Raw genomic sequence first — 21,817 nt, 5'->3', positions numbered from 1 at the left:
ACCCCGACAATGAAAACCCCCACCTCAAATTCGTATCGAGCGTTTACCCTGGTTGAACTGCTGACCGTTATGGCCATTCTGGGGGTGCTGGCCGCGATCCTTGTGCCTGTGGTCTCCAAGATCCGAGTCAATGCCGAGCGGACCGAATGTGCCTCCAATATTAGACAGATCGGGTTGGCGATCCATCAGTTTGCCTCGGAGAATGAGGGAAGGCTTCCTTACGTGTATGGAGGGAGTTTTGGGCCGAGCGAAATTGATGGTCAGGGCACCGGGGATCGAGGAAGGATCGCCCGCTTTCTCAAACCTTATGTGGGGGATGAGGTATTTGTTTGTGCGGACCCCGCCAATATTGAACATGCTCGCTTACCTTACCCGGCGTTTGGAACCGTTTTTACAATGCCTGAAAGTTCCAAGATCTTGAAGACGAGCTATCGAGACCCGCAGGCTGAGCGCATCAATAAATATGATCCGGTAAAGGAAAGACTCTTCTATTGTGCCTTCAGTCCACTAGACGAAAATACTGGAAGAGATGATTGGCCGCACGAGGCGAAAGTGAACGCTCTCTATCTCGATGGTCACATCGAAATTTATGAACCAACATACACGGGGAGATAGTGTTGGGAACTCAATCCGGAGTGTTCGATTTAAGGAGAGGATTCCGATAGGATTGATTTGAAAGCTCGTGCGGATCTCTTCACCCTTGGAGGGGTCAGTCCACGTCTTTATTTTTATGCCCATGAAGAATAACTCCGAAGAATTACAAAAGTGTTTCGACGAACTGGATCGAGCTGAATGGAATGAGCTCTTTCACGATAGTGGAAAGGAGAATTGGGAGGATAAATGGTTTCTCGACGGCGAAGTTGCGGGTGTCGAGAACACTCCCTATGGGATGAGTTTCTCGGCTGGGCCAAGGTTTGCCAACAATGCGCATCATGCGGTGCTTTGGACCCGGGAGCAATTTGAGGGTGACGTAAAAATTGAATACAATTTCACCCGAACGGATTTTGCCGAACGATGCGTGGCGATTCTCTACGTGCAGGCGACCGGCCCCGGTGAGAAAGAGGACATTGTCGGATGGAATGACCAGCGCAAGGTTCCGAACATGTCGATTTACTTCAACGGCATGCATACCTATCACATTAGCTATGCGGCCTTCGGGAATTCCTTTGAGACCGATGTGCAGTATATCCGCGCGCGCCGGTACATGCCTGGGTCGGAGTCTTTGGAGGGAACGGCTCTCCCGGGTGACTATGATTCAACCCACCTTTTCCAGCCCGGAGTTCCCCATCAGATCTCTGTCATCAAGCGGGGTGGAAGGGAATTGTTCATGAGAATCAGGAATCCGGAAACCACGGTCCACTTACGTTGGTATAACGAAGACTTGCCTGCGATCGAATCGGGGCGGATCGGAATCCGGCATATGGCGACCCGTTCCGGGCTCTATTCGGATTTTCGGGTTTGCGGACTCGCCTGAGAGCGGACTCGCCTGAGAGCGGCCTCGCCTACGCGAGGCTAGGCTTTCACGCCTTGGCTCAGCGATTGGCAGGCACTCATGAGAATGCCGACGTCGACCGCATAGCAGAGATAGTGGATGCCCATGTCCCGGTATTTGCGGGCAGTTTCGACGGACTCGACGAAAGTTCCCACGGGAATGTTCTTCGCGGCACACTTCTCGGCGACAGTTTGGAGCGCTGCGAGAACTTCGGGCGATTCCGTTTTTCCCGTCATCCCTAAGGACTGCGAGAGGTCGTAGACGCCGACGAAGATCATGTCGACTCCGGGAACCTCAAGAATCTCGTCGAGGTTGCTAAGCCCTTCGGTTCCTTCGACTTGAGCGATGACAGTGATGTCGGCTGCGTTTGCGAAATACTCCTGTTTCTCGGTCGAGCTGTGCCCGGCGGCTCGGACGTATCGGCAGACACCGCGGTGTCCGGAGGGCGCGAAGCGAGCGGCTTCCACGGCGGTCCGTGCATCGGCTGCGCAGTTTACGTGGGGGATTTGAACGACGCGGGCGCCGAGGTCGAGGCTTTGCCCGATCTGATCCGGACGTAGGCACCGGACCACTGCCGTCGTCTCCGAGCATTCACAGGCCCTAATGAGGTTTCCGAGGGTGGTGACGTCATTGGGGCCGTGTTCGAGGTCGAGAATGATGAAATCCATTCCGCCTACGCCCATGGCTTCGATCATGTTTGGATCGCTCGTTTTCGAAAAGGGGCCGAGGACGGCTTCGCTCTGCAGTCTCTGATGGAAGGGAATGGCGGGGGTTTTCATAAGGAAAAGAATAGATTGCCGGGCAGACGATTTGTCGGGCCGGTCAGTTGATATACATAAGTACTCTAGCCGAATCAGGCCGGAGAATCAAGCATCGGTCACGCAGTAAGCGGTTAGGAAATACTAGCGCCTTGGCAGGCGGTTGGGAATAGATCCCCCTTACTGACGCTGCAAGGTAACGACGTTCTCGATGTGGCGTGTTTGAGGGAAGAGGTCGAAGGGCTGAATTTCCAGGATCTCGTAGCCTGATTCTTCCAGGATCTTCAAATCGCGGGCCTGGGTCGAGGGATCACAGGAAACGTAGACAATCCGGGATGGGGCGAAATCAGACAATTGCCTTAGGAACGCTTCGTCGCAGCCGCGGCGGGGTGGATCGATGACGACACTGGTTTCGGCCCCGGGGAATTCGGCGACTTCGGCGAAAATCGCTTCGGCCTCACCGTTGCGGAATTCGGCGTTGCGGATGCTGTTGAGGGCAGCGTTGGAGTCTGCGAGGGTGACGGCCGCTGCTGAAACCTCAATTCCGATGACTTTCTCAAAGCGGTCCGCCGCTGTAAGGGAGAAAAGGCCGGCGCCGCAATAGGCGTCAATTAAGTAGCGTGAGCCGTCCGAAGCCTGCTCGGTGACGTAGTTGGCAAAGGTGGGAAGAATGAAGGGGTTGTTCTGAAAAAACTCTCCCGCTTTGAACTGGAACACGCGGTTCCCCACGCGCTCGGTAACGAGGGCTTTGGCGTCGGTGATGACACCTTCCATGGTTTCTCGGAGGAGGAGGGTCGCACCCTTCTTCTTTTTCCCTTTGGGGGGCGTCTTCTTTACCTGAGCTCGCAGCTCGGGAAGGGTCTCGTTGATCGCGGGAGTGGCGATCGGGCATTGGGGGACGTCGATGATGCGTTGCCTTTGGGCCACGCGCAGGAAACCGATAGGGAAATCCCCATCGTCCCTCCAGCGCTGATAGTGTGGGGTGATTTTGGAGCGGTAGCCGTATTCCTTGGGAGATCCGATCGGCATGAGAACTTCGTTCTCGATGCCTCCAATGCGTTCGAGGGCGTCCCGGACTTGTGCCTGCTTCCATTCCAATTGGGCGGGGTAGGAGAGTTGTTGGTACTGGCAGCCGCCACAGCTTCCGAAGAGAGGGCACTTGGGATCGACCCGATTGGGCGATGCCTCGAGGACTTCAATCAAATCGGCTTCGGAAAAATTGGGTCGATTTCGAAAGACGCGGGCCCGGATTTTCTCACCGGGCAGGGAAAAGGGAATCATGATCACCCAGCCATCCTGGCGGGCAACGCCCACACCTAAGTTCGTCAGGCTCTCGACGGAGAGTTCCAGCTCCTGATGGTACTCGAAGGGTTCGGGAATGAAGTTTTTTGGCGCGTCCACAACCGCCAATGATCGATGGGTTTTGGCGCGGGGGACAAGAGAATTCGAAGGGTGGGAATTTTCAACTGGCGAGAGTCTGTTCCAATAGTAGCACAGGCTGCCAGTCTGTGAAGGCGAATCCAATGCGCGCCCGGCATCCAGCCTGTGATACCTAGATCTGCGGAAGTTCGTCCGGATCTTCGGGGTGATGGAAAAAGTCGGCAGCGTTGCTGACAATCATCGGATCCGGGCGATGAGCGACTTCTTCGTTTTTCTGAGTGTAATCGATGCGGGAAAGAAGATCGTGGAAGCAGTTGATCCGGGCGCGCTTTTTGTCGTCAGATTTGATCACTGTCCAAGGCGCGATTGGCGTATCCGTATAGCGGAACATGTCTTCCTTGGCAGCGGTGTAGTCGCCCCATTTATCCTGGGACGCCCGATCAATCGGGCTCAATTTCCATTGCTTGAGAGGGTCGGTTTCTCGAGCTTGGAATCGAATTCGTTGCTCCTCGGGAGAGACGGAGAACCAATATTTGATGAGGATGATCCCGGAGCGAACGAGCATTTCCTCAAACTGAGGCACCGAGCGCATGAACTCGCGATACTCCGCTTCTGTGCAGAATCCCATCACGCGCTCTACTCCGGCGCGATTGTACCAAGAGCGGTCGAATAGAGTAATCTCTCCTGTGGTCGGCAGGTTCTGCACGTAGCGTTGGAAATACCATTGTCCGCGCTCCTGTTCGTTGGGTTTTTCCAAGGCGACGACCCGGGCACCGCGAGGATTCAGGTGCTCCATGAAGCGGCGAATGGTTCCCCCTTTGCCTGCGGCATCGCGTCCTTCAAAGATAATGACGATCTTCTTGCCATTGTCTTTGACCCATCGCTGCATCTTGAGGAGTTCGACTTGGAGAACCCGTTTGCGCGTCTCGTAGGCCTTGCGACCCATGCGCTCGGAGTAGGGAAAGGTCGAGTTTACAAAATGTTCCTTGGAGGAGGGGATTTCCTTACGGTGTCTCTTCGAGTCGCTCATGGTGTTTTTGGAAGTTTAGGCTTCTTTCCACTGCTAGCAGTAGGAAAGCGAAGAGAGCCAGCAAAACAGTACTCTGAAAGAGAAGATCGACAAAAGAATGTGCGAAAAGAAACAAGACCGTAACAAACATGAGGATCGATTCCTCCCGGAAGTGCAAAAAGCGCACGAGGAAGACACAGAGAAAGAAAAGGGGAGAAAGGGCGAGGATCGAGGCCCCCACAATTCCGAGCTCGACGGCCATTTGCAGCGGGTCGTTGTGGGCTTGCACCCAGTTGGTGCGGATGCGGCCCGATTTGCGGTGCTTGCGAACCAAAGCCGGGTATTTATCGATGTAGAGGCTGAAAGCGTGGCCGTAGGAATCGGCTCCATAGCCAAAAACTTTGACGTCTTCCAGCATACGCCATGAGGCTTCGTTCCCGATCGTGCGTCCGGACCGTTCCAATTCGTTGGGAATCCGCATAAACCGGCGGAAGTGATGTTCGAGATAGTCGGTGTTCTGGGCCGCGACGACGGAGCCCACCAGGACCGCGACGCATCCAGCGACAATGAGCCCGCCGACCCAGCTTCCTCGCCATTGGCCCCGGCGTAGCCAGATGCTTGACGCAAGAATGAAGTAAGTGCAGAGGACAGCCGTCCCAAAGATCCAGCCCGCCCGCGAGCCCGAGGCGACCGTCGCCCCGGTGTTCATCAGACCGAGAATGATGAATACCGGTCCGGGCGAACTCTTGGTACTGATGAGGTTTCGGTTTCGCTGGAAATAGAGCGCGAGACCGAAGCAAATGGCCATCGAAGTATAGAAAAAAGCCCCTCCGTGATTTCGGTAGAAAAAGGGCCCTGAAAAATCGCTGCCCTTCCAAGGATAAATCCAGAGCACTTTGTCCGGTTCCTGCATCTCCTGGATCAGGGCGACCACGGCGATGATGAAGGAGTTGACCGCAAAGGTAATGAGGATCGGCAGAAGGTCTCGCCGGTGGCGGAGAAGAATCCAACCGGAACAGATGATCAGCCATACCCCTCCGAAGCGAAGGAGGAAACTGGCCGGGTTGCCTCGTGCGGCGGAAGCGTAGATCGAAGAGGGCCAGTTGGGGATGGGATTTATGCCGACATTGGAGATCCACCACTTATTTCCCATGACGGTCATCGTCCACGCCGGATTTCCCCATTGCAGGCAGACGTAGCCAAAAAGGAGGAGACCGAACCAGAAGGGCGGGAACTTGAAAAGGCGAACAAGCGCTTTGCCCGTTGCTCCCCCTGCAGAGGTGCGCTCGCTTCGATTGGGAACCGGGGCGATCGCGACCAGAAAGGTGAGGGCGGCAATGCCAAAAAGGATGACTCGAGTCCAGAGGAGGACCCCACCGAACAGCCAGGAGGCGGCGACGAAATAGAATGCGATCAGAACGATCCCAGAAGTTCGGATCCAAGTCCGGGATGGGAGATTCTCATCGTTCCCCTCTAAAGGGGCACGGGCGTCTCCCCGTGGAGTGAATCTGGGCCGGAGGTTGGTCATTTCCTGATGCGAAACGAAAGAAGTTGTTCGCGCAAGGCCGTTTACACGTTTCCGGCAATAGAGGGTCGCGGATTGACGAGAGAGCGATTCGATGAAAAGTTAGCGGTAATGGACGCGAAAATCCTCATTCTCGAAGATGATCAGGCCTTTGCGGAGATGCTGGTTGAGACTTTGGAAGCTAATGACTTAGTGGCTGAGGTCTCTCTGGATCCCACGGAGGCGATCGATCGTGTGCGTGAAGGCGATTTTGACATCCTCGTTTCAGATTACTTGATGCCAAAGCTCGAGGGCACCGCTTTTATCCGTCGGGTCCGGGAGTTTAACAAAACGATTCCAGTGGTCATGATCTCTGCGTACATGGGGGAAGTCGAAATGAGGCAGGCGGCTCAAGTCGGGGTCACCCGGATTCTGAAAAAACCTTTCGAGATGGCTGAGCTGATCGGTGAGGTGCGGGCTCTATTGCAGGAAGGGCAGGGAGACTCGTCTTCAGGGGCTGAACGAGGCTCTCGGGCGAACGCAGAGATGGATTATCCGCAGCCCTTGCGATTTCTCCCGGCGGGAACGTTGGAGTCCCGGCGCTGGGTGCAGAATCTCTGGGAAGCTTTTGCGACGGGATCCCCCATCTTCATCTCTGGAGACCGGGGATTCGAGGTCGATCCGTTGGTGGCTGAGGTGGCGGGTTGGAATGACTCGGAGGGCGGTGTCGTTTCTTTTGATTTTGAGGCATCGGAGCTTCTGAGTTCTAAAGCTCGCTCGATCATCACCCGTTTCGCCGGGAAGGAGCCTTATTCCCGGGTGATTGTTGGGAAGGGCTTGGACGAATTGGACCGTTCGCAGCAGCGAATGTTGAATGAACTTCTGGGGAGGGAAGATAGTTATCTTCGGCAGGGAGGGAAGATTACCTTCATCTTCCCGGTTGATTCGGAACGCCTTTCACTCGCTGAAATGTCAATGGACGAGGGACTTCTTGAGACGATCTTTGGAAATCTGGTCCGGGTTCCGACTCTGCAGGGGCGCTATCGGGATATCGCTTCTTACTTAATCGGGCCTCTGGCGGATCCGGAGGCTCCTGTTCTCAATCTGTCCCCCAGGGCGGTGGCTTTCCTGCTGCGATATGATTGGCCTGGCAATTATGACGAGCTGGTTGAAGTTCGGTATCGTCTCGGGAAGCGATGGAAGAGTTCCACTTTGAGCGAGGAGCATGTGCGATCGGCATTAGAGAAACGTCTTACTGAACCTCTGGAGACGGTTCCGGCTCCTTCTTTGCAGGAAGTTCTGCGGGCTCGACAGAACGAGGTCCTCGACGGAATTTTGCAATCTGAGAAAAAAACACCGGGAGAGGTTCTTCGTTCCGTTGGCTGTTCTTCCGATGTAGTTCCCGCCAGTCAATTTCCTGCCGAACAGGATCTCTTATTCCCCGAGCTCCTCGATACGGTTGACGCCAGTTGAGAAGGATGGTTATTCTCACCTAAATCTTTGATTTATGGTTCTCGCTCGCACTCAGCTTCAAATCGTCCATAAGCTCCGTGAACTCGGGCACCTCGATGATATCCAAGTCGAGAGAATTGAATCGACCGACCAAAATCTCTCCGGGGAAGAAGTAGAGAGGCAGCTGATGGAGGAGTTTGCGGTTTCGCAGTTCAATCTCCTTCTCGCAAAGAGCCGTTGCTTTCACTATAATCCCTTCAACGCGAAACGCTTCGCGAAGGACGAGTATACATTCGAGAAACTGGATAAGGACTACTGCCAGGAGAAAGGCGTTCTTCCTCTTGGTATGATTGGCGATTTTTTTGCCGTTGTTCTCGATAATCCGTTTCAAGTTCAGCTGATTCAGGAAATCGAGCGGAAGACTCGATCGAAGGTTCATGTCCTTCTCGGCCTGACCGACGATATCAACGCGGCTCTGGAAGACGAGGGGACCGCTCAGGTGGCTGTCGGATTTGGCGACGTAGTCGACCAGCTCGGGATGGAATATGGCGCCGAGGAGGAGATCAACGAAGAGAGCCTCAGTGACGAGGAATCCGGTCCGATCATCCAGCTTGCCAGTCGGTTAATTGAGGACGCCTATTATTCAGGAGGCAGCGATATCCACGTCGAGCCCTTCGAGAATGAAACGCGTGTCCGCGTACGCGTGGACGGTATCTGCCAGACAAAACTAAACCTACCGCGGAAAGTTTCAGCAGCTCTGCTGGCGCGGATTAAGGTTATGGCTAACCTCGATATCGCTGAAAAGCGAGTCCCTCAGGACGGACGAATCGTCTACAAGCAGTTCAATAAGAAGGGGATAGATATCGATCTCCGCGTAGCAACCTGCCCGTTGAATCACGGAGAAGGCTGTGTCATGCGTATTCTCGACAAACAGAAGAGTACCTTACCTCTTACGGCCCTCGGGTTTTCCGAAGAGAATTTGGGAGAATACCGAGAACTCATCCGCCGTCCCTACGGAATGATTCTCCACTGTGGCCCTACGGGTTCCGGGAAATCCATGACGCTTTACTCCGCTCTCAACGAAATCAACGACCCGACGGTCAATATCCGTACAGCAGAGGATCCGATCGAGTACACGCTCCCAGGCCTGTGCCAGGTACAGATGAACCGAAAAATCGGGCTGACCTTCGCGGCCGCCCTCCGAGCCTTTTTGCGTCAGGATCCAGATATCATCCTAGTGGGGGAGATCCGAGATCAGGAAACTGCCAACATTGCCGTCGAAGCTGCACTCACGGGGCACATGCTCTTCAGCACCCTTCACACGAACGACGCTCCCAGCACAGTTGCACGACTCACCGAAATGGGAATTGAGCCCTTCATGATCTCAGCCTCCTTGGTCTGTGTCTGCGCTCAACGCCTTATGCGGCGGGTCTGTAAGAACTGCCGCCAGCCCTACGAACCGGAAGGAAATGAGAGAACCATCATTGAGGAGGCGATCAAATGGTCAGGCTCAATTTATCGAGCCAGTCCAAACGGATGCCCCGCTTGTGGAGGCTCAGGATACAAGGGCCGTATCGGTATTCACGAATTGATGTCCATCAGCGACGAGCTCGTAAAGGGAATCAACGAAGAACTCGAAACCGCGAGATTGAAGGATATTGCGGTCCGCAATGGAATGCGAACCTTGCACCAAGATAGCATGATCAAAGTTCGTGACGGAATTACATCGATGGAAGAAGCTCTCGCGACGGTCCCGCCAGACATGAAAGCTCTTCAGATCGATAGCAAAGCCCCTATTGCTTAATCTGGTCTCCAAAATTATAGCTCAGATTTGTTGGTAGTCATATTTGATATAACTGTTTTAAAAAGATTGACAAGGATGGCTGGATCTTCAGGGTGGGGGCATGGGTAAGCGCAAGGTGTCGAATCAATTGGCTTATTATCATCTGATGAGTCGGACCGTGAATGGGGAGGCTCTCTTCGGTGACCGGGAGAGGGAGGTTTTGCGGAAGATGATCTGGCAGGTGGCCGAGTTTTCCGGGGTTCGGGTGGTTACTTATGCGGTGATGAAGAACCATTTCCATATTTTGGTGGAGGTGCCACCGGCAGGGACTGAGGTTTCGGATGCGGAGTTGGTTCGTCGTTATCGGAAGTTGTATCCTAAGCCTACTCCTTGGAATCCGATGCCTGCGGAGGTGCTGGAGGGGCATTTGAAGGATAATTTTCTTGATGGGAGGGAGTTGCGGAAGGCTCTTATTCGGCGAATGCATGACGTTTCGGAGTTTATGCGGACTCTGAAGCTTCGGTTTACGCTTTGGTTCAACCGCTCACGTGATCGGTTTGGGCCGCTTTGGTCGGCTCGTTTTAAGAGTGTGCTGGTCGAAGGGGATCGGTGGGCTTTGCGGACGGTGGCGGCCTATATTGACCTGAACGCGGTTCGGGCCGGGCTGGTTTCGGATCCTAAGGATTATCGGTTTTGTGGGTATGCGGAGGCTCTTGGAGGCGGCCGACTGGCTCGGGCTGGGCTTTCTGTTGTAGATAAGGATCTGGCTGGGTATCGGCAGACTTTGTATGGGGCTGGCGATGGTGAGAAAGATGGGAAAGCCTCCATTTCTCACGAAGAAGCGGTGCGGGTTTTGCAGGAGGAGAAGGGGAAGTTGCCCCTTTCCGTGGTATTGCGGTGCCGGGTTCGCTATTTTTCGGACGGGATGGTGCTGGGATCGGAGGACTTTGTTAGAAAGGCCTTGGAAGATGAACCGGATGGAACGCGAAGGCGAAGGCCTCATCCTATGCAAGGGAGTGACTGGAAGGGGCTCTCCGTGGGAACTGGATTGCGGAAGGGGTTGTTTGGTTAAGAGTTCTTTAGCTTCCGCTGGAGAGTTGAAGTTCCTCGAGTCTCGCGAGGAAGGTTGCTACCCGGTTGTTGTATTGGATTTCCTGAAGCTCTCGAAGAAGTCGAATCGCTTCGTCATATCGTTCTTCGGTGACGAGAAGATTGGCTAGTCGGAGTTTCGCCTCATATTGAAATTCTTCGGTAGCGGCGGAGCGTCGATAGGCGAGAAGGGCTTCCTCGATTTGATCATTTTTTGAGAGATAGTCTCCCAATGCTAAGTGCAAGAGGCCATCCAGGGGAAATACTTCCGTGTAGGCTTGTGCGGTTTCGGCTATTTGGGGTGTCGGATTGACGTAGAGTCGCGAGGTCGCGATGGCTGCGTTGATGCGGTTCGATTGTTCGGAATTGAGGTCGCGGCCATAGTGGCTGCGGAGAAGACCGGAATAACGAATCGCTTCCTCCCAAAGTCGTTGCTGAAGGAGGATTTCGACGGGGCGAAAGGCTTCTTCGAAATCGATGTTGTTCGATGGTAGCTGGAGGACCCGTTCATAGGCCGAGAGGGCTTTCTGTGGGAGTCCCAAGCTCGTATAGACGCCTCCGAGAAGAAAGAGAGTGTCTGGAGTCGGTTCGGCGATGCGGACGGCCACTTCAAGTGCTGCAGCTGTCTGGGGGAGGTTCTCTTCCTCTAGATAGAAATTCGCCAGTAGACGCCAAAGCTGGGGATCTTCCGGATCCTCATCGAGGAGTTTTTGAACCATCTCTGCAGCTTCTTCTGACTGGTTGGATTGGATTAGGGAATGGACGAGGCCACGGCGGAGATCCCGGCTTTCCGGGCGGTATAAAATCGCATTTTCAAAGGCGCGAGCGGCGGGTGTCCAGTCGCCTTCCTGGAGATAGGCATATCCGAGAAGGCCGTAGCTCTGATCGTCGCCGCCCCCGAGTTGAATCACTTTGATCCAGTGAGGAATCGATTGGGAATAGTTGTTGGCCCTGACTTCCAATAGGGCCATGGAGCGATGAGCCCGGCGAAAATCCGGGAAGAGGGATAGCGCTCTTTGCAGGTTCTGACGGGCGGGATCAATTTGGTTCTGCTCCAGGAGGATGTTTCCGAGAATGAAGTACAGAGCGGGAGAAGTGGATTCGCTGAGTTTGGCGGCGACGATACTCCCGGCTTCCTGGGGATTCTCCTGAAGCAATGGCAGAACGGTTTCCCGGAGAAATGTTTGTTCCTCCGAGGTGAGTCGCGGTTCGACATCGCTAAGCACCCCATAGGATCCGACAAACCGTTCGCGAAATTCCGGGTTGTCCCAGGAGTATTCTTCCGGCTGGAGGTTCTGGGCCAGGCTCTTTCCGGTCAGGATGCAGAGCAGGAGAAGGGTGATTGTGGAGAAGTAGAATTTCATCGCGGTGAGGCGTCGATCAATAAGGGCCATTTTCCTTCGACCTCAACGGGTTGTCCATTGATTTCGGGTGGTTCAAATCGTGCGCGGGAAGCTGAGCGGCGGGCAGCGTCAATTAGTTCAGGATGGGTACTTTCGAGGACGTCTAGAATCTCGACGGATCCGTCCGTTAGGATTCGGATTGAAAAGACGACGCGGCCTCGGCCGAATCCACGCCGGGCCAAGCGGAGGGGAATGGAAACCGGAGGTACGCTGAGAACGCGAGGGCCTCCGTCGAGATCGGCAAAGGTAAACCGGCGAATCTCGTCTCCAGCGTTGAATCCCCCCGCGAGAGAGGAAATTGCAGGAGAGGCGATGAGATCAGCGTCGGGATTGACGGAAAGAGTAATGGGAAGTGCCTTTAGGGAAAGTTGCTCTGGGGCGGGTCGGAGGTCCGGTGCAGCGGCGGATGCCAGGGAAGACTGCTGGGACTCGACTGGCTCGGGAGGAGGCGGGGGAGGCACTTGAGCGGGAGTGATCTCCCGAACGTTCCACCGTTCCTCATCTGAATCCGGCGAGAGCATCCGGGATAGAGGGAGGAGGAGAAACAGCAAGAAGGTCAGAACTCCGGCCACGAGTGCCGGAATCAACCGGTCGCCTCGTTTGAGAGATTTACCCATCGGAGGCGCGCGTTGCGATATTGACCGATTCGGCACCGGCGAGGCTGATCTCGTCGATCACGGCGACGAGGTCCTCCGTGGAGGTCCTTCTGTCAGCCTGAATGATCACCGGCCGTGGGTCTCCCTGCAGGAGTCTCTTCACCGTAGATCGTAGAGCCCGGATGTCGAGAGGGGAGCCTCCATAGAAAACGGCGCCTTCGGCATCGACTGCGATGAGAAGCGCCTCGCGGGAAAGTTCTGAAGAACTCGCGGCCCGTGGGCGTTCGACGTCGATTCCGGTTTCGCGGACAAAGACGGTCGTGACGATGAAAAAGATGAGCAGAATGAAAACCACATCGATGAGTGGAGACACATTGATCGTTTCTTCGGCAAGGGCCCCTTCCGGTTCCTCGCTAATGGAGCGGCGGCGTCTCATGGCGTAGAAAACCGGGGTTGGGGTTTATTGGCGTCGGAGTTGCTTGGCCCGGTTGAGATCGATAGTGAGCCTTGCTCCAAGGCTTTGGCTTCCAGACCGAAATATCGAAGGGCGATACGGTCACGGCCTCTCCGAAGAAAGGAGAGGAGAACCATGCCGGGGATTGCGACGAGAAGGCCTGCCTGAGTGGTCACCAGTGCTTCCGAAACACCTCCGGCGACTTCGAAAGAGAGATTGGAGGCACCGGGTTCAGCCATGCCGGTGAAAGTGGTGGTCATCCCGGCCACAGTTCCAAGGAGTCCGAGAAGTGGACATACTCCGACAAGGATGGCGTAGAACCGAATTTTTCGATCGATGGGCTGGAGAATTCGTTCCCGGAGCGATTCGAATATGTACGGAATCGAGCGGTTTGTCTGGGAAAGGGAGGCAGGCACTCCCGGAACGTGCCTTCGAATTTGGAGGAAGAGGCGGGTCTCGGCGTAAAAGAGGCCAAAGGCCAAAAGCGCGAGCGGAAGCATCAGCGGTCCGCCGGCTTGCCAAATTTCCCAGGATTCCTCTATGAGTCGGTTCATCGTTCGCTCGAAGAGTCGGGAGCTGGTGCTCCTTCGAATTGGCGAGAGAATGCTTCGAGGTTGGCGACGGTTCCCTGCGAGCGGCGGGAGAGGTAGGCGTAGAGCAGAAAGGTCGGGATGGCGACAATGAGGCCAAATTTCGTGGTCAGGAGAGCTTCGGAGATTCCTCCAGAGAGGCTTTGAGGGTCGCCAGTGCCAAAGAGAGTAATCCGTTGGAAGGTCGTGATCATTCCGGTGACGGTGCCGAGAAGTCCGAGCAGAGGAGCCGTGGCGGCTATGACGGAGAGCGCGGCGAGGCCGCGAGTCAGGCGAAGGCGGATGGCGATGAGGCGGGCGTAGAGGAGATCCTCTCGCGATTCTGGGTCGGAATTCCGGGTGTTCCAGAGAGTTTCCCAGAAAGGACGAAGCAGGGGCGATTGGTGCTGGAGAAATTTCTCTTGCTGCGCTTCGTTCTTGGAGGACCAGACTTCGGGAAACTGTGAGCGCGCCCGGCGAATCGAGCTGCGGACTCTGCCCACGGAAATCCATTTCGTGATGGCGACGATCACGGTGATCAAGGCGGCCAGGAGAATGGGATAGATCCAGATCCCGGCCCGAAGGATTTCACCGAGGAGGTCGGGCGAATTTTGACGGAGCGCAAGTGCGGCTCCACCAGTTGCATCAATGGGAACCGTGCCAGAACCGCTTTCGATCACGGTGCGAATTCTTTGGGCCTCGTCTGCAGGAGAGGGGCTCAGCTTGGGAAATGTTGGGTCAGATGTATCGACGATGCCCGAAGCTTCCGGGCTGTAAAAATAGGTGAGCGGGCCGATGGACAATCCGGTGCCCGAGATTTTCTGGCCATCCGGAGAATAGATTGTGGTCGGAGCAGTTCCTCCACCGATCGATTGGTGGAGAGATTCGGTAAGTCTGATCAGAAGGTCCGTGGAGAGCTTTAATTTCTCAGGACCGGGGGCGCTATCTTTCCACTTTTCGTATTGGGTGTTGTGCTCCGGATCGAGTCGATTGTCGGGAGTGAGGGCCTGCTCTTCGATGAGTTCTTCGATTAGAGACTCAGCCGCGCTGCGGGTGGACGCGAGCTGATTGACCTGGCGTTCGAGATCGGCCAAGGCGACGTCATTGGAGTCCGCAGCTTCGCGAAGTTTTCGCAATTTCTGTTGAGACTCCTCTAGTTGCGAGCGTAGTTGGCGAATCTCTTGCTCGAGGGGGATTTGTTCTTCCTGAACTTTGAGCCGGAAGTTGCGCAGTTCGGAGAGTGCTTGTCGGGCCTCAGCGCGTCCCTGCGCGGAGATTTCGGCCAAGGATTCTGCCCCTTGTATTGTAGGAGCGGCAGCCAACAGAAGCGGTAGAATGAAGAATCGGAAAAAACGCCTTTTCATCATTGTCCGCTGAGAGAAATGGGAAGGTTGAGGAGGCTCGGCTCGGCGGTGCCTTTTTCCTGAAGGATGGCTCTGCGAATGGCTCCTGAATATTCCGGTGAGATTTGAGGGGTCCATTCTCCTCGATTGTCAATGAAATGGCCTCCGAATTGACCGTTCTCCGAAGCAAATAGAGCGGCTCCCAAGCCCACCGTAAGGAGATCGACGCGGTAGGCTTCGCCGGATTCAGGGTCGGTGACTTCCAGGGAACGAACATTGATTTGCGAATTTTCGGCTTGGACCTCTTGCAAGAAACGGAGGAGCCCAATAGGCGATGAGGTTTCCTCGATGGCTTGCTCTTCTTCTTTCCAGACAACAGACCAATTCGGGAGGTTCTCGATCAGAGTTAGGCTGGGGGCTGATAGTTTGTCGGCGATTCGCCGGAGGCCGCTGGAGAGTTCCTGCTCCTCCTCCAGCCGCTGCAGAAGTTCTTCCCTACGCTCCCGAGCCTCGGTTTTCTCCGACTGGATGGACTCGATGCGCCGCTGAGTTTCTTCCAATTCGGTTTGGAGGACCTGAATTTCGTTCTCCAGAATGCGCTTCTGTCGATCCCACTGTCTCGATTCGTTGGAAAGCTGCTCTTCGAGCTGAATGGCTTCGGTGAAACCGCTCATGCTTTCACTGCTGAGGCTGACGGGGGTGGCCTCCGACAGGTTTACGACGATCAACGCTGCGATCGTCCAGTGCTTAAAAAAACTCCGGAAAATCGGACGTTTATCCATGGTTCTCTTGAGTCTCTTCCTTGAGGTAGACGTTCAATCGGGAGGGATTGCCGTCGGGTTGATAAACGGTGTCCTCGTAAAGAATTACGTGGACTTTGTCCTCCCCGGTGGTCGGTTTCAGGAGAAAGCGGAAATTTGAGGCGTAGGAGACATCGGTGCGCGGTTCTGGAGTGAGGGTCCACGTTCCCGAACTGAGAAGAGAAGCTTCGATTAAGGTGAGCTCAGGGACAGAGTCTGTGACGACTTCGGCGAGGATGACTCCTTGAACGGATAATTCCGAAGGCAGCTCAAGCCGACCTGTTTCTCCCTCTTTCAAATAGGTTTCTGCTGTCGACCGGATTGCGCTGAGCACGTCCGCATGATCCTCGCCGAATATTTGCCTTTGTTCAGCAGGAGAGGGCTGCTGGCCTCTCCATGTATGATATACAAAGAGGCCAGCGAAAATGGGGAGGAAAAAGAAGAGAGATGTGCGGAGCAGTCCGGTCATGGATTGGTCGCAACATTACTAGGAGGCGTGGGGGATGCAAAGCTATTTAGGATCTTGTCGAAGGTCGGTCTAAAATTCTCGTAATCGGGGTTCATGCCGGCGCAGAACAAGGTGAAGATCCGTCCTGATTTCTCTACCATGACGATACGGAGGAAGGTCTTCTGGCCTCCAGCGCGATGAAATAGTTCGAGCTCCCGAGCTTCGACTCCTGCCACGGTTCGGGTACCTTCGTTAATTTTCTGAGCTCCCGGAAGCTGTGACAGCAATGTATCGAAGTTTTTGTCGACATATTTGTCGTAGGTCATCCCCTCTTTCAACGGTTGGGATCCCACGGTGAATCGGTCTCGGAAGGGATCTTTCGGATCTGTCTGGGGACTAATGCCTGCCACGTGGGTGCCGGGAAGTCCTTCTTTAACGGACCAGTCCTGGGGAAACTGAATAACGAAGAGATTGTTGTAGTAGGACTGCCCCACAAGTGTCTCGTACGGGTGTATGCCCGCGAGGATTTGATCCATTAACGGCTCCATCCCGTCCATATCTTTACGATTGCTGCGGAATTGAGAGACGTAGATGCGATTCTCTTGCTGGGTCAGGAAAATTCGCAGGTAGATCTTTTCCCCGTCGATCTCGGCGGTCGCATCAATTTTTAAACCGGAATTATCTCCAAATTCGGAGGGTTCTCGCTGGGTCTGCTGAAAGTCTTCCACATTTTCGGATAACTCGTCGATGAAGCTATCGGCGAATTGGTTTAACGACTCATCGCTTTCGACGGTGTCGACCTGGACCAGAAGGAACTCTTGAAAATCGTCCTGCTCACCAGTTAAAGGGCTAGTCGCTTCGATGTCGCTGCTATCGGGAGTTGTCTGAATCTCCCAACCCGAAGGAATAAACAGCAACATTTGGGGGTGGCTGACTGATTGCCATTCAACCTCCTGAGAGTAAAGGCCTTCCACAGGTAAGAGGAGAAGCGAAAGAAGGAAAATGCAGGAGAATTTTCGGCGAGACTTTGTGTGGTTTGAGTGATTCATAGGTCTTAATTGGTTGGATTGCTTTCATGAGGGCCGATACCGAGGAAAATGGGACCGGTTTCGTGGTTTTGCCCCTCCTTTTGCACGAAGGTGAATCGGTCACTGGGCAGATTTCTCAAAAAATTCCGGATTTGGCTGGCTTCTTCGAGACCTCCGGGATGGCCACGATAGGCCACGATTGATAGGCGAAAGTGAGATGTTGCGCGGCTGAGGATGGCTTGAATCGCTAGAAGAGTAGACGGGGGCTGGGTCGTGAGCGAATGGTCTCCCCCGGGAAGATAACCCAGATTAAAGATTGCGGCTTGAATAGATCCGATTGAGTTGCGATCTAGCGCCTCCTCGAGCTGCGAATGATTCTCTCGCAGCAGGATCGGGTGAAAATGGTGTTTCCGAAGGCGCTCTCGGGTGCTCTCAATGGCTTCTGATTGGAGATCAAAGCCAATAACGGACTGGTCGCTTCCGAGGGCGTTGCAGAGGAAAAGAGTATCGTGCCCGTTGCCGCATGTGGCATCGACCGCGTAGGCCGCACCGGGCTGAAGTGCCGGAAGGAGCCATTCCTGCGCCTGCCGATAGAGGGGGATCGCGGGTGAGGCGATTGTCTCGGATGCGCTCATTGATCTGATTTCTTCGGAAGGAGGTCCAGAGGGATGGAGTGTTCCAATATCGGACAGCTTCGAAGAAATTTCAATAACTCGGCGTAGGTAATTGTCCGGGCCAGAAGAGAAAATCGGAGTCGTCCGCGATTTTTCCGTCCGGCTTCTGGCAAAAATATCCCGTTCGGGTGGTTTTAGTCGCTTGAGAGAGAAAGTAGAAGCTGGAGGACGTACCAGAAGAGCAGGGCGACTGAAGCAAACAACTCGAGCGAGGCTCCCACATATTGTTCTTCGTGGTAATGATGGAGGATGTTGGAGGTGTCGTAGAGGATAGCAGCTCCGGCGAACAGGATCATGCCCACCGAAAACCAGAGGCCTAGACTGAATCCGAATAGCGTCGCACAGACGATCAGCCCAATAGCGACAAACCCACCAATCGTCAGAATGCTCCCGAGAAAGGAAAAGTCCTTACGGGTGATGAAGACGGTAGCGGTCAGTCCTGCGAAAAGGAGTCCGGTCATGATTGCCGCCTGAAGAATGACGCCTCCACCGGCGTATGCGTTGGCCAAAAGCAGGAGGGGGGCGAAAATGATTGCTTCGGCAACAATGTAGAGACCGAGGCCCGCGTATTGCATCTGGCGGGACTGGGAGGAAGCGAGTCGGCGGCCCATGAATCCTACAATCATGAATCCTCCGAGGACGAGGAGCCATCCCATGGGCGCTTGGAGAACTTTGGCGGACAGCGTGCGGGTAATTTCCAGCTGCAGGATAAAGGCCTCGATCAGGGCGAATGCGACGATTGCCGCTGCGAGGTGCCCGTAGACGCGCCGGATGAACCGGGCTCGGACGTTGCCGTCAGCTCGGTCCATCGAATAGGAAGAGTATTCTTTTGAAAATGCCATTGGTAGATTGGTTTATTTTTGCTCCGTTTTATTGATGGAGCAAGTCGGGTCCAAGTTTAATTAAGTGTTGAATGGAAAAGGTCAGGTGCGTGCGGTGCCGAAACGAGTGGAGAAATCTTCGATCGTGCCCGGATGAGCCTCTACCCAGTGGTCGGGTTCCGCCTCGATGAACTTCCCCGGCTGTCGGGCCTGCTCTTCTGTGCAGGGCAGATAGGTCCTCCAGGCAAAGGCGCATCCTGGCGGTGGATCGATGGGAGAGGGCACATCACCTTCCAGAATGATTCTTTGGCGCTGAGCAGTTGGATCGGCTTGGGGAATCGCGGAGATGAGGGCCTTCGTGTAGGCGTGGAGTGGCGAGGCGAAAAGCTTTTCGCGGGGGGCTTCCTCGACGACTTTACCCAAATACATAACTGCAATTCGGTCGGCAACATGGCGAACCACGGCAAGGTCATGCGAGATAAAGAGATAGGCGAAACCGTGATCCTTCTGCAAATCGAGGAGCAGGTTGAGAATCTGGCTCTGGACGGAAACATCGAGTGCGGAGACGGCCTCGTCGCAGATAATCAGGGAAGGGCGGAGTACTAACGCGCGGGCAATCCCGATCCGCTGACGTTGTCCTCCGGAGAACTCGAAGGGATAGCGATCGACGGCCGAGGCGGGCAGGCCGACCTCATCGAGGATCTTACGGACTTGGCCTTTTCGTTCACTGCTCTTGCCCAGCTTGTGGATGACCAGAGGCTCCTCGAGGATCTGCCCCACGGTTTGCCGGGGATTCAGGGATTCGGCGGGATCTTGGAAGATCATCTGAACCTGCCGACGATAGCGAAGGAGGTCTTTTCGCCGGAGGGAAAGAACATCTTCTCCGTCGAGGAGGACCTGTCCTCCAGTCGGACGAACGAGGCGGCAGACGGCTTTGCCCAGCGTGGTTTTTCCGCATCCGGACTCTCCAACGATTCCAAGAGTCTGGCCAGGACGGATTTCGAGCGAAAGGCCATCAACGGCCCGGCAAACCTTTTGGACGCGGGGAATTAGCCCACCGCGGAGAGGGAAGTGGACCTGCAGGTCGCGGATCTGAATACCGGTTTTCATCAGTCTGTCCTCACGTAATCGCAATCCTCGACCCAGTGGCCCGGAGCGGCCTCGATCAGATCGGGTCGCTTGGAGTGGAAGTCTTCGGATTGGAGATAGTCGTCAATCTGCGGGTGATCGGAACGCGGGGCAAATCGGGCGCCGACCGGAAGTTCTGCGAGCCCGGGGACTCGGCCCGGGATGGTAGAGAGTCGTGTCTTGGGAACCGTTTCCAGGGAGGGAATTGAGCGAAGTAGCCCTGCGGTATAGCGGTGAAGTGGATTGGCAAAGATCTCCCGAACCGGAGCGGACTCGACCACCCGCCCCGCGTACATGACGACCACCCGGTCGCAGGTTTCGGCAATCACGCCAAGGTCGTGGGTGATCAGGATCAAGGCCATGGAAAGGGATTCCTTAAGCTCGGCAAGCAGCTCGAGAATCTGGGCCTGGGTGGTTACGTCGAGGGCTGTGGTTGGTTCGTCTGCGATCAGGAGGTGAGGATGGCAGGCCAGAGCCATTGCGATGACGATCCGTTGGCGCATCCCTCCCGATAGTTGATGAGGATATTCTTTCAGGCGTTGTTCGGGGGAGGGGATCCCCACTTTCTGTAAAAGTTCCAGAGCTCGATCACGGTTTTGCCGTTTTTTGCCCATTCCATGAGTCCGCAGGCATTCGGCGATCTGGCGTCCAATGGGATGGACAGGATTTAACGCTGTCATCGGTTCCTGAAAGATCATGCCGACCTCCCGCCCGCGGATTTCTCGCAGTTTTTTCTCTCCGAGCGTGGCAAGCTCTTTGCCGTTGAGGCTGATCGTCCCTCCGGTGATTTTTCCGGAAGGCTGGGGGAGGAGGCCGAGAATGCTGTGAGCGGTAACACTCTTCCCGCACCCGGATTCGCCGACAATTCCCAGTGATTCTTTGTCGTCGACGCGAAATGACACCCGATCGACGGCTTCAAGAAACCCCGTCTCGGTCTCGAAACCAGCGGACAAATCGGACACTTTCAACATATGTATTAAACTTTTTGTCAGAAAACCCTTGTTTCGTTCAAAGATTTTCGAATCTTTCTGTGGACATGTGGTTAGCAGTTCCTAATCTTAACCTTTTATCCTTTTCACATTAACGAATCTAATGATCCCCCTCCCCCCGCCGCCTTCCTCTTGTAGAGACTTGGGCTCCGTTCTTCTTGAAAAATCGAAGGGCAGTTTAAAGTCCAAGCTGTCTTTGCCTGTGCTCCGTGGATGTTTTCTCTCGTCGCTGGGCTTGCTCTCCTTGTCACTCGTTTCCGGATGTGGAAACGAGAGTTCGTCGGAATCGGCGGCAGAACAAGGGCTTCAGGCTCTTTCGATCTTCGACTTCGAAGAGGCTTATGATGATTTAACTACCGCTGTTGAAGGAATGAGTCCGTCTGACCCCGAGTGGGTCGAGCTCGCCTATGCTCTTGGGATTTCGGCCTGGCATCGTAGCCCTTCGACTCCAGAGTTCGTTCAGGAGGCTAGTGATCTCTTCGAGGAAGTAGCGATTACGACCGAGGATGAAGCGGTACGGAATCGCTGTTATTTGAATCTGGGCCGGATCGCGGAGGTGAAGGATTTTGCCGATGACCCGAAGAATGCTGAAGTGGCACGGGAGTATTATTTGAAAGTGGCGGAAGCGGTGCCCGGAACCGATCTGGGTAGTCGTGCCATTCTTCGTCTCGCGCAGACTTATATAGATGATTTGAATCAAGAGGGTTATCAAGAGGCAGTGAACATCGTTCGTTCTTACTTTGAGGAGGATCCCGATGCTCCTTATGCGAATGTGGGCTGGCAGTTTGTCGGAGATATCGAGAGATTCTATCTGGGTGATGAGGAAGCTGCCTTGGAGGCGATGCAATTAGCCTACGCAAAGGGCTTTGCGGTGGAATCGAAAGAGGACGTCTATATCTGGCAAATGAGTCAGTTGGCGACTCACTTGGGTCTAACTGAGGATGCGGTCACTTATTATACAACGATTGTTACCAAATATCCTCGTAGCCGGTACCGTTGGATAGCGCGCGAAGAACTGATAAAGCTGGCAGAGCAGAATCCGGAACTCGAAATCGAGATCCCGGAGTTGACGGCTTACGGTGAGGTATAAGGGGAGT

Annotated in this window: 22 protein-coding genes; 6 read left to right on the top strand and 16 right to left on the bottom strand. The window is 54.7% G+C overall.

Features of this window, described 5'->3' with window-relative positions; genetic code table 11:
- Nucleotides 1-9: 9 nt before the first annotated feature.
- Nucleotides 10-615, top strand: a complete 606-nt coding sequence (locus H5P30_RS17835) for a type II secretion system protein (protein ID WP_185694270.1) — start codon at nucleotides 10-12, stop codon at nucleotides 613-615.
- 121 nt (nucleotides 616-736) lie between these two features.
- Entirely contained in the window at nucleotides 737-1,474 is a 738-nt protein-coding gene (locus tag H5P30_RS17830; protein WP_185694269.1) for a DUF1961 family protein, read from the top strand.
- Nucleotides 1,475-1,512: 38 nt separating this feature from the next.
- Here the strand turns inward: H5P30_RS17830 and H5P30_RS17825 are convergent, their stop codons facing one another.
- The 4 genes from H5P30_RS17825 to H5P30_RS17810 form a co-directional block, all read right to left on the bottom strand.
- On the bottom strand, nucleotides 1,513-2,271 hold the full coding sequence (locus H5P30_RS17825; RefSeq protein ID WP_185694268.1) for an HpcH/HpaI aldolase family protein: 759 nt from the start codon (nucleotides 2,269-2,271) through the stop codon (nucleotides 1,513-1,515).
- Between the two features lie 159 nt (nucleotides 2,272-2,430).
- Nucleotides 2,431-3,651, bottom strand: a complete 1,221-nt coding sequence (locus H5P30_RS17820) for a methyltransferase domain-containing protein (RefSeq protein WP_185694267.1) — start codon at nucleotides 3,649-3,651, stop codon at nucleotides 2,431-2,433.
- A 151-nt stretch (nucleotides 3,652-3,802) separates the two neighbouring features.
- Entirely contained in the window at nucleotides 3,803-4,660 is an 858-nt protein-coding gene (gene ppk2 / locus H5P30_RS17815; protein ID WP_185694266.1) for a polyphosphate kinase 2, read from the bottom strand.
- Entirely contained in the window at nucleotides 4,635-6,167 is a 1,533-nt protein-coding gene (locus tag H5P30_RS17810; RefSeq protein ID WP_185694265.1) for an O-antigen ligase family protein, read from the bottom strand. The genes ppk2 and H5P30_RS17810 overlap by 26 nt, the downstream gene beginning before the upstream one ends.
- A 108-nt stretch (nucleotides 6,168-6,275) precedes the next feature.
- Here H5P30_RS17810 and H5P30_RS17805 point away from each other — a divergent pair, with 108 nt between their 5' ends.
- The 3 genes from H5P30_RS17805 to H5P30_RS17795 all read left to right on the top strand — a co-directional run bounded on the left by H5P30_RS17805 (nucleotide 6,276) and on the right by H5P30_RS17795 (nucleotide 10,450).
- Nucleotides 6,276-7,616: a response regulator gene (locus tag H5P30_RS17805; protein ID WP_185694264.1), complete on the top strand. Its 1,341-nt coding sequence runs from the start codon at nucleotides 6,276-6,278 to the stop codon at nucleotides 7,614-7,616.
- Nucleotides 7,617-7,650: 34 nt separating this feature from the next.
- Nucleotides 7,651-9,399, top strand: coding sequence for a GspE/PulE family protein (locus tag H5P30_RS17800; protein ID WP_185694263.1), 1,749 nt, complete (start codon nucleotides 7,651-7,653; stop codon nucleotides 9,397-9,399).
- Between the two features lie 100 nt (nucleotides 9,400-9,499).
- Complete coding sequence (locus H5P30_RS17795) at nucleotides 9,500-10,450, top strand: transposase (protein ID WP_185694262.1); 951 nt, start codon at nucleotides 9,500-9,502, stop codon at nucleotides 10,448-10,450.
- A 7-nt stretch (nucleotides 10,451-10,457) separates the two neighbouring features.
- On the opposite strand, the gene H5P30_RS17790 is transcribed toward H5P30_RS17795, so the two are convergent.
- The 12 genes from H5P30_RS17790 to H5P30_RS17735 all read right to left on the bottom strand — a co-directional run bounded on the left by H5P30_RS17790 (nucleotide 10,458) and on the right by H5P30_RS17735 (nucleotide 20,702).
- Nucleotides 10,458-11,861: a tetratricopeptide repeat protein gene (locus H5P30_RS17790; protein ID WP_185694261.1), complete on the bottom strand. Its 1,404-nt coding sequence runs from the start codon at nucleotides 11,859-11,861 to the stop codon at nucleotides 10,458-10,460.
- The gene (locus H5P30_RS17785) at nucleotides 11,828-12,487 is read right to left on the bottom strand and encodes an energy transducer TonB (protein ID WP_185694260.1); all 660 of its coding nucleotides are present in this window, start codon (nucleotides 12,485-12,487) and stop codon (nucleotides 11,828-11,830) included. Before H5P30_RS17785 ends, H5P30_RS17790 begins: the two co-directional genes overlap by 34 nt.
- Entirely contained in the window at nucleotides 12,480-12,902 is a 423-nt protein-coding gene (locus H5P30_RS17780; RefSeq protein WP_185694259.1) for an ExbD/TolR family protein, read from the bottom strand. The genes H5P30_RS17785 and H5P30_RS17780 overlap by 8 nt, the downstream gene beginning before the upstream one ends.
- The gene (locus H5P30_RS17775) at nucleotides 12,899-13,474 is read right to left on the bottom strand and encodes a MotA/TolQ/ExbB proton channel family protein (protein WP_185694258.1); all 576 of its coding nucleotides are present in this window, start codon (nucleotides 13,472-13,474) and stop codon (nucleotides 12,899-12,901) included. Before H5P30_RS17775 ends, H5P30_RS17780 begins: the two co-directional genes overlap by 4 nt.
- On the bottom strand, nucleotides 13,471-14,775 hold the full coding sequence (locus H5P30_RS17770; RefSeq protein WP_185694257.1) for a MotA/TolQ/ExbB proton channel family protein: 1,305 nt from the start codon (nucleotides 14,773-14,775) through the stop codon (nucleotides 13,471-13,473). Before H5P30_RS17770 ends, H5P30_RS17775 begins: the two co-directional genes overlap by 4 nt.
- A 77-nt stretch (nucleotides 14,776-14,852) precedes the next feature.
- Nucleotides 14,853-15,614 carry a DUF3450 family protein gene (locus tag H5P30_RS17765; RefSeq protein WP_185694256.1) on the bottom strand — a complete coding sequence of 254 codons (762 nt, stop codon included), beginning with the start codon at nucleotides 15,612-15,614 and terminating at the stop codon, nucleotides 14,853-14,855.
- Nucleotides 15,607-16,101 (bottom strand): hypothetical protein, encoded by a 495-nt coding sequence (locus tag H5P30_RS17760; protein ID WP_185694255.1) that lies wholly within the window; start codon nucleotides 16,099-16,101, stop codon nucleotides 15,607-15,609. The genes H5P30_RS17765 and H5P30_RS17760 overlap by 8 nt, the downstream gene beginning before the upstream one ends.
- Nucleotides 16,098-17,129 (bottom strand): DcrB/PsbP domain-containing protein, encoded by a 1,032-nt coding sequence (locus H5P30_RS17755; RefSeq protein ID WP_185694254.1) that lies wholly within the window; start codon nucleotides 17,127-17,129, stop codon nucleotides 16,098-16,100. Before H5P30_RS17755 ends, H5P30_RS17760 begins: the two co-directional genes overlap by 4 nt.
- Nucleotides 17,130-17,134: 5 nt before the next feature.
- Nucleotides 17,135-17,743, bottom strand: a complete 609-nt coding sequence (mnmM, locus tag H5P30_RS17750; RefSeq protein WP_185694253.1) for a tRNA 5-(aminomethyl)-2-thiouridylate-methyltransferase MnmM — start codon at nucleotides 17,741-17,743, stop codon at nucleotides 17,135-17,137.
- Between the two features lie 173 nt (nucleotides 17,744-17,916).
- Nucleotides 17,917-18,624, bottom strand: coding sequence for a Bax inhibitor-1/YccA family protein (locus tag H5P30_RS17745; RefSeq protein WP_185694252.1), 708 nt, complete (start codon nucleotides 18,622-18,624; stop codon nucleotides 17,917-17,919).
- 81 nt (nucleotides 18,625-18,705) lie between these two features.
- The gene (locus tag H5P30_RS17740; RefSeq protein WP_185694251.1) at nucleotides 18,706-19,713 is read right to left on the bottom strand and encodes an ABC transporter ATP-binding protein; all 1,008 of its coding nucleotides are present in this window, start codon (nucleotides 19,711-19,713) and stop codon (nucleotides 18,706-18,708) included.
- Complete coding sequence (locus H5P30_RS17735) at nucleotides 19,713-20,702, bottom strand: ABC transporter ATP-binding protein (RefSeq protein WP_185694250.1); 990 nt, start codon at nucleotides 20,700-20,702, stop codon at nucleotides 19,713-19,715. Before H5P30_RS17735 ends, H5P30_RS17740 begins: the two co-directional genes overlap by 1 nt.
- A 262-nt stretch (nucleotides 20,703-20,964) precedes the next feature.
- On the opposite strand from H5P30_RS17735, the gene H5P30_RS17730 reads away from it, so the two are divergent.
- Nucleotides 20,965-21,810, top strand: a complete 846-nt coding sequence (locus tag H5P30_RS17730) for a tetratricopeptide repeat protein (protein WP_185694249.1) — start codon at nucleotides 20,965-20,967, stop codon at nucleotides 21,808-21,810.
- The last annotated feature ends 7 nt before the right edge of the window (nucleotides 21,811-21,817 follow it).

Source organism: Puniceicoccus vermicola (genome assembly GCF_014230055.1).
In the GTDB taxonomy this organism is placed as follows: Bacteria; Verrucomicrobiota; Verrucomicrobiia; order Opitutales; family Puniceicoccaceae; genus Puniceicoccus; species Puniceicoccus vermicola.
This window is presented reverse-complemented; position numbering and strand designations above follow the sequence as displayed.

Coding starts and splice junctions, on each gene's coding strand:
- H5P30_RS17780 (WP_185694259.1), bottom strand. CDS start 12,902: ATGAGACGCCGCCGCTCCATTAGCGAGGAACCGGAAGGGGCCCTTGCC.
- H5P30_RS17830 (WP_185694269.1), top strand. CDS start 737: ATGAAGAATAACTCCGAAGAATTACAAAAGTGTTTCGACGAACTGGAT.
- H5P30_RS17785 (WP_185694260.1), bottom strand. CDS start 12,487: ATGGGTAAATCTCTCAAACGAGGCGACCGGTTGATTCCGGCACTCGTG.
- H5P30_RS17735 (WP_185694250.1), bottom strand. CDS start 20,702: ATGTTGAAAGTGTCCGATTTGTCCGCTGGTTTCGAGACCGAGACGGGG.
- mnmM (WP_185694253.1), bottom strand. CDS start 17,743: ATGAGCGCATCCGAGACAATCGCCTCACCCGCGATCCCCCTCTATCGG.
- H5P30_RS17740 (WP_185694251.1), bottom strand. CDS start 19,713: ATGAAAACCGGTATTCAGATCCGCGACCTGCAGGTCCACTTCCCTCTC.
- ppk2 (WP_185694266.1), bottom strand. CDS start 4,660: ATGAGCGACTCGAAGAGACACCGTAAGGAAATCCCCTCCTCCAAGGAA.
- H5P30_RS17810 (WP_185694265.1), bottom strand. CDS start 6,167: ATGACCAACCTCCGGCCCAGATTCACTCCACGGGGAGACGCCCGTGCC.
- H5P30_RS17825 (WP_185694268.1), bottom strand. CDS start 2,271: ATGAAAACCCCCGCCATTCCCTTCCATCAGAGACTGCAGAGCGAAGCC.
- H5P30_RS17800 (WP_185694263.1), top strand. CDS start 7,651: ATGGTTCTCGCTCGCACTCAGCTTCAAATCGTCCATAAGCTCCGTGAA.
- H5P30_RS17775 (WP_185694258.1), bottom strand. CDS start 13,474: ATGAACCGACTCATAGAGGAATCCTGGGAAATTTGGCAAGCCGGCGGA.
- H5P30_RS17760 (WP_185694255.1), bottom strand. CDS start 16,101: ATGACCGGACTGCTCCGCACATCTCTCTTCTTTTTCCTCCCCATTTTC.
- H5P30_RS17755 (WP_185694254.1), bottom strand. CDS start 17,129: ATGAATCACTCAAACCACACAAAGTCTCGCCGAAAATTCTCCTGCATT.
- H5P30_RS17765 (WP_185694256.1), bottom strand. CDS start 15,614: ATGGATAAACGTCCGATTTTCCGGAGTTTTTTTAAGCACTGGACGATC.
- H5P30_RS17790 (WP_185694261.1), bottom strand. CDS start 11,861: ATGGCCCTTATTGATCGACGCCTCACCGCGATGAAATTCTACTTCTCC.
- H5P30_RS17745 (WP_185694252.1), bottom strand. CDS start 18,624: ATGGCATTTTCAAAAGAATACTCTTCCTATTCGATGGACCGAGCTGAC.
- H5P30_RS17805 (WP_185694264.1), top strand. CDS start 6,276: ATGGACGCGAAAATCCTCATTCTCGAAGATGATCAGGCCTTTGCGGAG.
- H5P30_RS17795 (WP_185694262.1), top strand. CDS start 9,500: ATGGGTAAGCGCAAGGTGTCGAATCAATTGGCTTATTATCATCTGATG.
- H5P30_RS17835 (WP_185694270.1), top strand. CDS start 10: ATGAAAACCCCCACCTCAAATTCGTATCGAGCGTTTACCCTGGTTGAA.